Source organism: Burkholderia sp. AU31624 (assembly GCF_020420065.1).
GTDB lineage: Bacteria > Pseudomonadota > Gammaproteobacteria > Burkholderiales > Burkholderiaceae > Burkholderia.
In genome coordinates, this window is the sequence record NZ_JAIZRT010000010.1 from 63,799 (window position 1) to 75,745 (window position 11,947).

Genomic DNA, 11,947 nt, shown 5'->3' on the forward strand with positions numbered 1-11,947 from the left:
CAAGAAAAATTGAGGTAGGTTTACCAATGACTGTCAGTTCACCCCCTTATTCGCACACGGCTCCTCCTGCTACATTGGACGAGTTGCTCGGCCTGGATGACGAAGCATTCGTGCTTGCTGCATATCGGACGGTATTGGGCAGGGAAGCCGATCAGGAGGGTCATGCATACTATTTGCGCCGTATCCGCAACGGGATCGGAAAGCTTCATATTCTCGGTCAGCTGAGGAATTCGAAGGAAGCCCGCGCACGCTCGATCGACATGAGCGGACTGGACCGCGCCATTCGTGCGACCAAGCTCAAGCAAATTTTCAGCTTCACGGCACCTTGGACGAGACATCGCAAGGATCGGGACCGGAAACTGATTGATCTGGAGAATTCGCTGCATGCACTTGCGCGCGTCGCGACGGCGACCAACGAGCAAGTCTCGAGCCTACACGCGTCGCTGACCAGGCTGCCTCATGCCCTCGGCGACCATCACCACCCCGTCATGCGTGGGCCGGCAAGGGCGGATGCCCCGCTCATTTCCGTGATCACGCCGCTCTACAAGACGTCGCTCTATTACCTGGAACGGTTGGCGACGTCACTCTGGGCCGTGCGTGACTCGATCGAATGGGTCGTCGTCAACGACTCCCCAGGCGTACCGCATGTCGAGTCGTTCATCGACAGAATGCAATCGTGCTTCCCGAACGTCAGGTACGTCAGGCACGACGTCAACCAGGGAATCTTTACCTCCTACACCAGCGGCATCAACGCCGCCACCACGCCGTACGTCGCCATTCTCGACCATGACGACGAGGTGGATCTCGCGCCGATCGTCGCGTACTTGAACGAGGTCGGGGAGCGTCACGACCTCATCTATACCGACGAAGTGCGATTCGGGCAGGGGGTGAATGTCCACTTTTCCAAGCCGACATTCGATCCGCTGAGTTCGATGCATTACTTCTACATGCATCACATCACGCTGTTCCGCACGTCGATTTGCAAGGAACTGATCGACAAGGAACCCGATGCCGTCAAAAAGTATCGCAGCTGCTTCGACATCTGGCTGGCCCTCGGCTATATCCGGCACTTCGGCTCACAACCGATTTCCAGCAAATACATGCCCTACCCCAGCTACGGCTGGCGGGTTCATGACGACAGTACGGCCAAGAGCCTAGGCCAGAAGCCACTTGCCGACGGTGAACGGATCGAGATCGCCAAGGCCCTCTACCGCGATCTGGATCCGTTGGCGAACATCGAGCTCGACGAAGAAGCACGCTATCTCGTTCGATATCGATATCCTACTGCGTCGGCGCAGGACCGGAAGCAGCTGGCAAAGCTGATTTGCTCGCGCTTCGACGTCTATACGCACCGCATGACCGCCATTTCGGAACATCAGATGGGCCGGGGAGACCATCCGCTACTCGTCGCGCTGTCCAACGTCCCGCTGGCTTACCTCGACAACTTCATCACCGGAAAATGCCTCATCGTGCCGCGACAAAAGCTTCCGCGGGACAGCCGGATCCACGACAGCGTCTCGCGTCACCTGAACAACGTTCCGGTGCTGGAAACGATCGACGACAGACTCAGTCCTGCCGATTTCGCCAAGCTGACGGCGCAGAACATCGGCATCCTGAGCTCCAAGCGAGCACCGAAAATGGACAAGAGCCGCACGGCATCACATCTGCTAGTCGTTTGATGGAAGCACGCTACAAATGAACAAGAACAGTTCCAATCCGACAGTCAGCATCCTCTTGCCGGTCTACAACGGACAGGCCTACCTGCAGGAAATGCTGGAGTCCATTGCTTCGCAGAACCTGACCGATTTCGAACTGATCGTCGTCGACGACGGGTCGACCGATGGCAGTTGGGATCTATTGACGTCGTGGATGAGCGGTCACGCCCTCTCCGTCCGGCGATTGCGCAAGCCGGTCAATTTGGGCGTATGCGCGGCACTCGTTGACGCATCGCGGCTCGCACGTGGACGCTATATCGCGCAGATCGGCCAGGACGACGTATGGGCGCCCGATCACCTGTCGGCGCTCTGCGCCGCGCTGGACAACAATCCGGACGCGAGCGCGGCATTCGCCGGCGTCACCTATATCGATGCGCAAAGCAAGCCGATGGTCGCTACCGTGTTCAATCACGGCCGCATCGACGAAGATGGTCATGAGACGCTGCTCGCCAAACTGACGGCAGGAAATTTCCTCTGCGCACCCGCGTCCATGTTCCGCCGCGAGTTCTTCGACATCTCGTACTGGGGCGCGTCGAACGAGCGTCTGCAGGATTACGAGCTGTGGCTCAATTTGCTGCTGCACGGCCGTTTCGTGTTCACCAAGCAGATCACATGCTCGTACCGGTTGCACAACAACAATCTGAGCTCTGGCTCGCAAATGCGGCTGCAGAGCGAGTACGAGTTGCTCATGACGCTGATGCGGGTACTGATGAGCAGCCGATTCGAGCATTTCTATGCAGGCCTGAACAACGATTCGGACCGGCGAATCGAGTTCGTTCGCGCGCTCGACCGCAGCCTGACGATGGTCACCGATTACTGCTCCGGCATCGCCATGCTGCACGCTGCAGTCCTCGAACGCATCAGCATGTGGGAGACGGAACGTTTGCAGGAAGTCAACGCCATGCGGATCAGGAGCGTACGGGCGCTCGGCCTGCTGCGCAAGGCACTTGCGTTGAGAAAGGTCAGTTCGGCCCATCTGCTGCGAGACAACAGCGGCGTGCCGTATCTCGTTCCGGCTCATGACGCACTGTCGCCCCTCGTCACGGCGCTAATCGAAGAAGGCTGCTTCCAGGACGGTGCGCATATCGACTTCTCGTCCGTCGATTTGCCCTACCTGTATGCATGCTCGGAAACTCAAGTTGAACAATTGAAGTCCTATGATTCATTCCTGTCTGCGACTCACGAACATCGCGTCGTGGTATTCGACACGGAAAAGACCGGCGACCATCCATGCGGATTCGGAATTGCAGCCGATCAGCAGCTGGATCATGGCCTGATGGACAAATTGTTCAAGTTCATGGAAGAAAGACATCGGTCGTTCTATCAAGCACGTCCGATGATTGGGTGAAGCGTTGTGAGCGCAAAAGTCGATATGCCAACCAATATTCAGAAGTGCGTCCTTGTCACTGCCGCCGGTACTGCCACGGCCGTCAATGTCATCAAGAGCCTGTCGCAGATTCCCGGCGTCAGGATCGTGACGACGGACAGCAACGAGCGCCACATGATTGCGGCTCCCGCTCGCTGGGACACCACGCACTATCAGGTACCGCTCGCGAACAATACCGATGCCTTCGTCTCGGCATTGACGGCAATCTGCGAAAAGGAAGGCGTCGATGCGATCTATCCGATCCACGATGCTGAAATTCTTGCGGTCACCGCCCATCGAACCCGATTTCCTGCGCACGTGCGGCTGCCGGCCCTGTCGCCCGACAGCGTGCGAAATTCGAACGACAAGCTGCTGAATTTCGATATCTGCCGCGAGGCAGGCCTCCCCGTTCCCGATACGATTCCGGGATCGAAGCTACAGTCGAGCGATATCGAACGCTATAAGGCATTGATTCGCAAGCCGCGATCCGGCGTAGGAAGCGTCGGCGTTCGCCTGGTGACAAACTTCGACGAGCTGGACTGCCAGGCGGACTTGACCGATTCCATCGTGTATCAACAGCCCTGCGCCGGCGACGAATATACGATCGATGTCCTTCGTGTCGGCTCCGATCTGATTTCCGTCACACGCGAGCGTCTCGAAACCAAGGCCGGGGTATGCACGAAGGCGCGCGTCTCCGTACACCCGAACACCGACGCGCTCGCTCGCCGCATTGCGGACGTGTTCGAACTCCAGGGCCTGTTCTGTTTCCAGGTCATCGGCGACATCGAAAGCGGCGACCTGAAGATCATCGACATCAATCCCCGTTGCGGCGGCGGTACGGCACTTTCCGTCGCAGCAGGATTTCCGCTGCTTCAATGGCATTTCGCCGCGCTTCTGGATCTCCAAGAAACATCGGAATTCAAAAGCGCATGCGAGCTCCGGCTGGCCCAGGGGGGTGAAGCGATCGTCTGCCGCCATTACGAAGAAATTGTGACCTTCTCATCATGACGCCACATCGCCCGCTAGTCGCCCTCGATTTCGACGGCACGCTCGTTTCGTGCAAAGAGAAGCAACTGTATGCGCTCGATGAAGCGTCAAAGCTGCATCACGTCGCCTACGATGCCCACGACACGTTCTGGGACCTGAAACGCAATGGATCTTCCACGCTCAAGGCGCTGACGGCGACGGGTATGGATGCGGTGCAGGCGAGCAAGGTCGCGGCGGCTTGGATCGACATCGTCGAGAGCGAACAGGCCAGCGAGCACGACAGACTGCTGCCGGACGTTGCCGACGCGCTTCGCGGTTTGGCCGCATCGGCCGACCTGATGCTGCTGTCCGCGCGCCGCAATGCCGCGCTGCTCGAACGGCAACTCGTGTCGCTGGATCTATTGAAGTTCTTTCCGATCTGGGAAACGGTCTCGCCGCTGGGCGGGGTCAGCAATTCAAAAGCACAGCGCCTCGTACATCACGGCGCTTGCTGCTACGTCGGCGACACCGAGAGTGACTGGTCGGCATCCGTAGCAGCGGCACTTCCGTTTTACCTGCTTTCTACCGGGCAGCGCAGCAATTCTTTTTTTGAGACGCATTTTCTAGATCTTGAGAATGCACCGCCGGTCATCTACGGCAATTTTCAACACGTCGCCGACGCCATCAAACATGACATACTCAGTTGACATGTGTCGATTCATCGACCTTCCGCAGTTCTCGGATCGCCGCGGGAACCTGTCGTTCATTGAAAATGGAGGCGCGCTGCCATTCGACGTCAAGCGATTCTACTTTCTGTACGACGTGCCGTTCGGCGTCGAACGCGCGGGGCACGCACACAAGAATCTGCATCAAGTATTTTTCGCGTTCGCCGGCTGTTATGAGCTGCACCTCGACGACGGCACGAACAAGCGGACGGTGTTGATCAATCAACCGAACAAGCCATTCTACGTCTGCCCTCACATCTGGCGCGTCGTCGACAGTTTCACGTCCGGCGCCGTATGTGCCGTGCTCGCAAGTGAGCAATATAGCGAGTCGGACTATCTGAGGAACTATGACGACTTTCATCAATATCTCAAAACAGTAAAATCGCCGCGGGAGAACGTGCTGTGAATGTACCTTTTTTGGACCTTGGTCGCCTGAATGCGCCTTACAAGGCGGAATTTCTCGGCGTCGCGTCGAAGCTTTTCGACGACGGCACGTTCATCGGCGGTGGACTCGTTAGCCAATTCGAACGCGAATTCGCTGAATATTGCGGCACCGAGCATTGCGTCGGTGTCGGCAACGGGCTCGACGCCATCACTCTCGCCCTGAAGGCGCTCGGCATCGCCCCGGGTGACGAAGTCATCGTTCCGGCGCAGACGTTCGTTGCGACCTGGCTTGCCGTGACGCACGTCGGCGCGGTCAATGTCCCGGTCGACGTCGAGCCGCGAACAGCCAACCTCGATCCGGACCTGATCGAAGCCGCGATTACGCCGCGTACCAAGGCGATCATCGTCGTCCATCTGTATGGCGCGACCGCGGACATGGCGCGCATCAACGAGATCGCCAAACGTCACGGCCTATACGTCATCGAAGATGCCGCCCAGGCTCACGGCGATATCCGCTTCGACCGCAAGGTCGGCACGTTCGGTGATATCGCGACGTTCAGCTTCTACCCGTCTAAGAACCTCGGTGCGGTCGGTGATGCCGGATGCGTGGTCACCAACTCGAGCGCCCTCGCACAGCGCGTGCGTGAGCTTGGCAACTACGGCAGCTCGGTCAAGTATCGTCACGATTCCATCGGTTTCAACAGCCGCCTCGATCCGATCCAGGCCGGTTTCCTGTCCCTGAAGATCAAGGACCTCGATCGCATCATCGAGAAGCGACGGGCTATTGCCGCACGCTACGATCAGGCCATCGGCAACGCCGACGAGTCCGCTCCGGTCTTCCGATTGCTCGACTTCGGTCTGCAATCGGTCTGGCACAACTACGTCATCGTCTGCCGGGATCGCGATACCGTTCAGCGACAGCTGACGGAGGCTGGGGTCGGCGTCGGCATCCACTACCCTACGATTCCTACCGAGCAAACCTGCTACGCCGACATGCAGCACTACAGCCAGGCAACGCCGGTCGCGCACCGCCTCAGTCAATCCGTTCTGAGCTTGCCGATGGGTGAATACCTGAGCGACGCCGAAGTCGATCACGTCTGCGGCGCGCTGCGGAAACTGGCGTAACCGAAGTTTCATCGACGCTACCGGCATTACAGGACGCGATTCGATCTTCCGCTCTCCTCGCGAGATCGACCCGCGCCTGCCGCGCCATGACGGGGACGTATCGTTCCCGTCATGTGAATGCAGGTCCCGAAATACGAGTCTGTCGTCGGTTCGGCAATCTGCCTCCCGTCATGACGTAGCGCATTACCGTGTCATCTATGATCGATCTGGAGTTCTTTCGCTTGAGCTGGAACATGTCGCATCTGCGACCTCTTCCGGACGACACCGATCAGCCGATGAACTCGCGGCCATGCAAGTCCTATGCAGTATGCGCTCGCGTGAAGGCCGGGTGGTACATGCTGGAGCTCCGGGCTCATGCCGCCGCCCCCAGCGTCAAGGTGCGTGTCATCACCGTCCCGGAAGGCGGCGAAACCGAATCGTTCTCGGTAACGACAAGCACGAGACACGTCAGCAAACGGCTCATTCGCCTGTCGTCGCGCGGGAGCGTCAGTTTGCACATGGAATCCGCGCACCCGGACGACGAAGTCACGCAATTCAAGTTGGCTCGCGTAACGGGCCGGTTCGCACGCTCGCGCATGCATCGAAAGCTGAGCGCGCTGCACCCGATGTACAAACTCGACGCGTTCGGCTCGTCTTCGACCCGGCAGGCGAACGCCGGTCCTGAGCGAGACATATGGCACGACTACTGCCAGCTCTTCGAAAACCCAGATGCGCTCATCGAATATTTGGACTGGGTCGAGTGCTTCGACACGCCGAGCGGCGACGCACTTGCCCGGATGAGCCGTCGCATCGATTCATTCCGTGATCGCCCCACCGTTGCGCTGGCGATGGCGTTATCCGGGCCGAATGCTGCCTGGCTGAACACAACCATTCAGCACGTGAAGGCGCAGATCTACCCGTACTGGGCGCTTCATATCGTCGCTCCCGCCACGGTGGATCCAGAGATTCTGCACTTGCTCGAACATCACGCACTGAGCGACAGCCGCGTGAAAATCCTGCAGCCAGGGAATCACGCGACTCTCCAGGGCGAACTGACCCGCGCGTTGCTTCGATCCGGATCGTGGATCGCCATGCTCGGCCAGCACGATCTGCTGCCCCAGCACGCGCTGTTTGCCATTTGCGAAACCGTCGATGCAGCGCCGCATGCGGAGTTGATCTATTCCGACGAGGATCGGATTGACGAAGACGGATCACGCAAGGATCCGCACTTCAAATGCGACTGGAACGAAGATCTGTGCCTTTCTCGCGGCACGATCTCGCATTTGAGCGCCTGCCATGCTCGCCTGTTCGAGGCCGTGGGCGGCTGGGATCCGCGCCCGGGCTTCGCGTCCGGCTACGATCTCGCGCTGCGGTGCATCGAAACAGCCCGACCGGATGGCATCGTACATATTCCGAGCATCCTCTACCACGCTCGCGACAGTACCCAGGATCAGTTCGACACAGCCACCGATGCTGACAAGCAAGCCGGATACCTGGCACTCGCGAACTATCTGCAGCGCAGCGGAATCGCAGCGGATGCGCGCATTACGGCTCACGGCTACAGGGTTCGTTATCGGCTGCCCGAGCCGTGCCCGATGGTCAGCATCATCATTCCCACCAGAAATGGGCTGTCGCTGCTGCGCCAATGCATCGAGTCCATTCTGCGGCGGACGACCTACTCGAACTACGAGATCATCGTCGTCGACAACGGCTCCGACGAGCGCGAAACGCTGGATTACCTCGCCGCGCTGTCGACGCATGAACGCATCGAGATCGTTCGCGACGACCGGCCGTTCAACTATTCCGCGCTCAACAACCGCGCTTGCGCGCGCGCGCGCGGAGACTATATTGCCCTCGTCAACAACGACATCGAGGTCATCAGCCCGGACTGGCTGGAAGAAATGCTGGGACAGGCAACGCGCCCCGAAGTCGGTGCAGTCGGTGCAAAACTTCTGTATTCGGACGACACCGTTCAGCACGCCGGTGTCATCCTCGGCCTCAGCGGCGCCGCGGATCATATCCACCGCGGGCTGCAAAGGCACGATCCGGGCTATCAGGCTCGAGCAGCAGTCGTCCAATCCCTTTCTGCCGTCACGGCTGCCTGCCTCGTCGTCAGAAAATCGCTCTATATCGAAATCGGCGGCCTCAACGAAGCGTCTCTGCCCGTCGCTTTCAACGACATCGATTTTTGCTTGCGCATCAGGAGCGCAGGATATCGAATCATCTGGACGCCGTTTGCCGAACTCTATCATCACGAATCGGCAACCCGAGGTGAAGACAATACGCCGGAAAAAAAGCGGCGCTCGGATGGCGAGGTTGCGTACATGCGGCAACATTGGGCCGACTTCATGGCGGACGATCCGGCCTATAGCCGGAATCTAACGCTGGATCGGGCCCAGTGCCAGATCGCGTGGCCGCCGAGAGCGGGTCTGGGTGTTATCAGGAAGGCCGGCTCCGCGCTGGCACATCCGCGCGCGACATTCGAAGATCGACCGTCTGCCGATCCGGTTGGCTACTCGAACAGGGAAGAAACCTGATCCCGTTATGACAAACAACCGAACTTTCAGCGTTCTTCTGGAAATGCGACCCGCCCTCGACGGCCACGCCGGCATTCCGCAGGAAACGAGATTACTGTTTCGAGGCTTGTGCGAGTGCCCGTCGATCGAGGTCGAAGGGCTGCTCCAGACCTCGCTCGCGTTTCTTGCGCCGGGCGCCGCAGACGAGCCGGCTCGTGAACCGGACATGACGCTCGCCGCGGTGCGTGAACGCACGCGGGTTGTCGTATCGATGGACAAACCGCGACCCAAAGGCATTTGGGCGACGGTTCGTACCTATGTCCGCTCCCGCCGAACCGCGTACGCGCTGGCCCTGTCCGCGCTGTTGCGTCCCGCGCGTGCTCACGTGCGACTCACTCGCTTCGCGCCCCGCGGCTTCGAGGAATTCGTCTGGCGCCGCCTGTTCGAGAAGACCCTGCCGGCAGACGATTTCAAGATCGTCACCGCACGCGATCTACGTGTCTGCACGGTACCCTGGAACGTGTTACAGAGTGCAGGACTTCTAACCTTGAAGTTCCGGCGTGAGGCAATCTATCCGCGCCTCGCGCTTGATCGGGCCGGCGTCTTCATTGCACAGACGCCGTATCCCGGCAGAATTCCCGACGATGTGGCGTTCGTCGTGCGTTATCACGACGCCTTCCCGATCATGATGCCCGACACGATCGCCAACAAGGTTCGCCATCAAGCCACGCACATGCATGCGTTGGTCAGCAATGCAAAATCCGGCGCGTATTTCGCCTGCGTGTCCGAAACGACCCGACAGGGCCTGATCGCGTTGCTTCCCGAGGTTCGCGATCGGTCGGTCACGATTCACAACATGATCTCGGCCGATTTCCGCGAAACCAACGCACCGGCCGGACGGGTCAAGCAGATCGTAAGGCTTCGCATTACCCCGGTCGGCCCGCTGAATCCGACCTTTTCCACGACCGAATCGAGAGAGCGCTTTTACGCCGACGCACTGGATCGGCAACCGTTCAAGTATCTACTGATGGTTTCGACGATCGAACCGCGCAAGAATCACGCTCGGCTCTTGGCAGCGTGGTCGACGCTTGTGGCCGATCGCGATCCATCGATCAAGCTCGTTTTTGTCGGAAACGCTGGCTGGGGGAGCGAAGTGCTGACCCAGGAAATGCGCGCGTGGATCGATACAGGCGCCCTGTTCGTCTTGTCCGGGGTCCCCGCCGAAGATCTGTGTACGTTGTATCGGCACGCCGTAGCGACAGTCTGCCCGAGCCTCGCGGAGGGTTTCGACTATTCCGGCCTGGAATCCATGGCCAGCGGCGGGGTCGTGGTGTCATCCGACATCGCGGTCCACCGCGAGGTCTACGGTGACGCAACCGAATACTTTGATCCGCACTGCACGCGGAGCCTGGCGGATGCGATTGGTCGCGTCGCCTATGACGACGGCGCTGAATTGCGACGTTCCGAATTGAAGGCACTGGGACGCAAAATGGCACCCCGGTATCGGCCAAAGCATATCCTGCCGCAATGGGAACGTTTTCTCGGTGCGATATCAGCCGGGAAGGCAGGAATCGGGAGATAGATCCAGTCGCTCCGACCGCACCGGATCAATACGCATTTCCGAGTACGGTATTGTTTAAAATGGTGCCTGTTGAATTTCCGGCAAGCACTGGTGTTTTTCGAACCAAACCGGGCATATTTGAATGGCTCAACCTGATACATGTCGCAATTCACGAGCAACGCAAAACCGGCCGCCCTCCCGCCGAGCGCGGATGTTTTGCGGCCGGCGGAGGCCATGCGGCATGTACCCGGCCCCCGCTCCTCATCCGACGACGATCGATTGGATACGAGCCGCTTGACCGAAACACATCGCCCCCTTTTCCGGGACCGCTGCAGGTTTATTCAGAAGCAGCGATCTCAAACGCTCAGCCTAAAATTTTAGATACCCGTAACATGCGTCGCATACACTCTCTGACCTATACGTTGCCGCTCCTGTGCGGAATGGCCCTCACGGCCTGCTCGTCCATCCCTACGTCCGGACCGAGCACGTCGGCCGTCACGCAAGCACCGGCCAATCCGAGCTCGATCGGCATTCAGGTGGTCGACGTCAACGACGACGTGGCCCGGCGCCTGCTCTCCCTGCAACTGGCCGGCGATTTTTCGAAAACGCTCGGCGAACACGCGACGACGTCACAGCAGTTGGGCGCCGGCGACGTCATCGAGGTGTCGATCTGGGAGGCTCCGCCTGCTTTGCTGTTCGGCACGTCGTCGACGGACGGGCGCCCCAACACCACCTCCAATGCGCGCGTAACGGCGCTGCCGGATCAGACGATCGACAGCAACGGCAATGTGCGTATCCCATTCGTCGGGCCGATCAGGGCCGCCGGACGCACGCCCGAGGAACTCGGGATGGCGATCACCGAGCGACTGAAGGGCAAGGCCAATCAGCCCCAGACGCTGGTCAGGTTGGTACAAAACACGACCTCCTACGTCACGATCGTCGGCGACGTCAATTCCAGCAAACGCATGCCGCTGACGCCTAGCGGCGAGCGCATCCTCGACGCGCTCGCCAGCGCGGGCGGCGTGCGGCAGCCGATCGAAAAAATGACGCTGCAGGTTACGCGCGGCAAAACCGTGCAATCGCTGCCGCTGGAAACGATCATCCGGGATCCGCGCCAGAACGTTCCGCTTCAGCCCGGCGACGTCGTGACGGCGCTGTATCAGCCGAACAGCTTCACGGCGCTCGGCGCGACCGGCAAGAACGAGGAAATCAACTTCGAAGCGCAGGGCATTACGCTGGCCCAGGCGCTCGGCCGCATGGGCGGTCTGAACGACTCGCGCTCCGACGCCCAGGGCGTCTTCATCTTCCGGTTCGAGAAGGCGAATGCGCTCCAATGGCCGCTCCAGCCGGTCAAGACGGCACCCAACGGCCTGGTTCCGGTCGTTTATCGAGTCAACTTGAAGGATCCCAACAGTTTCTTCGTGGCGCAAAGCTTCATGATGGACAACAAGGATGTTGTCTACGTATCCAATGCACCAATTGCGGAACTGCAGAAATTCCTCAATGTGATCTTCTCCGTGGCTTACCCCGTCATGACGACGGTTACGACTTTCCGGTAATCCATACGTAAAATTCCCGCCGCACGATTCGATTCGTGCGGCAAATCCTTC

Annotated in this window: 9 protein-coding genes; all 9 read left to right on the forward strand. The window is 59.4% G+C overall.

What is annotated here, in order from left to right; all coding sequences use genetic code 11:
* Nucleotides 1–26 precede the first annotated feature (26 nt).
* Nucleotides 27–1,679: a glycosyltransferase gene (locus tag LGM89_RS30825; RefSeq protein ID WP_226274931.1), complete on the forward strand. Its 1,653-nt coding sequence runs from the start codon at nt 27–29 to the stop codon at nt 1,677–1,679.
* Nucleotides 1,680–1,695: 16 nt separating this feature from the next.
* Nucleotides 1,696–3,063 (forward strand): glycosyltransferase family 2 protein, encoded by a 1,368-nt coding sequence (locus LGM89_RS30830; RefSeq protein WP_089430650.1) that lies wholly within the window; start codon nt 1,696–1,698, stop codon nt 3,061–3,063.
* Nucleotides 3,064–3,069: 6 nt separating this feature from the next.
* On the forward strand, nt 3,070–4,089 hold the full coding sequence (locus tag LGM89_RS30835; protein ID WP_226274932.1) for an ATP-grasp domain-containing protein: 1,020 nt from the start codon (nt 3,070–3,072) through the stop codon (nt 4,087–4,089).
* Nucleotides 4,086–4,754, forward strand: coding sequence for an HAD family hydrolase (locus tag LGM89_RS30840; RefSeq protein WP_226274933.1), 669 nt, complete (start codon nt 4,086–4,088; stop codon nt 4,752–4,754). Before LGM89_RS30835 ends, LGM89_RS30840 begins: the two co-directional genes overlap by 4 nt.
* Nucleotides 4,738–5,178: a sugar 3,4-ketoisomerase gene (locus LGM89_RS30845; protein ID WP_059590831.1), complete on the forward strand. Its 441-nt coding sequence runs from the start codon at nt 4,738–4,740 to the stop codon at nt 5,176–5,178. Before LGM89_RS30840 ends, LGM89_RS30845 begins: the two co-directional genes overlap by 17 nt.
* Nucleotides 5,175–6,281, forward strand: a complete 1,107-nt coding sequence (locus LGM89_RS30850) for a DegT/DnrJ/EryC1/StrS family aminotransferase (RefSeq protein ID WP_179255250.1) — start codon at nt 5,175–5,177, stop codon at nt 6,279–6,281. The genes LGM89_RS30845 and LGM89_RS30850 overlap by 4 nt, the downstream gene beginning before the upstream one ends.
* A 197-nt stretch (nt 6,282–6,478) precedes the next feature.
* Entirely contained in the window at nt 6,479–8,797 is a 2,319-nt protein-coding gene (locus LGM89_RS30855; protein ID WP_226274934.1) for a glycosyltransferase family 2 protein, read from the forward strand.
* A gap of 7 nt (nt 8,798–8,804) precedes the next feature.
* The gene (locus LGM89_RS30860) at nt 8,805–10,358 is read left to right on the forward strand and encodes a glycosyltransferase family 4 protein (protein WP_226274935.1); all 1,554 of its coding nucleotides are present in this window, start codon (nt 8,805–8,807) and stop codon (nt 10,356–10,358) included.
* A gap of 371 nt (nt 10,359–10,729) precedes the next feature.
* Nucleotides 10,730–11,896 carry a polysaccharide biosynthesis/export family protein gene (locus LGM89_RS30865; RefSeq protein ID WP_089430644.1) on the forward strand — a complete coding sequence of 389 codons (1,167 nt, stop codon included), beginning with the start codon at nt 10,730–10,732 and terminating at the stop codon, nt 11,894–11,896.
* The last annotated feature ends 51 nt before the right edge of the window (nt 11,897–11,947 follow it).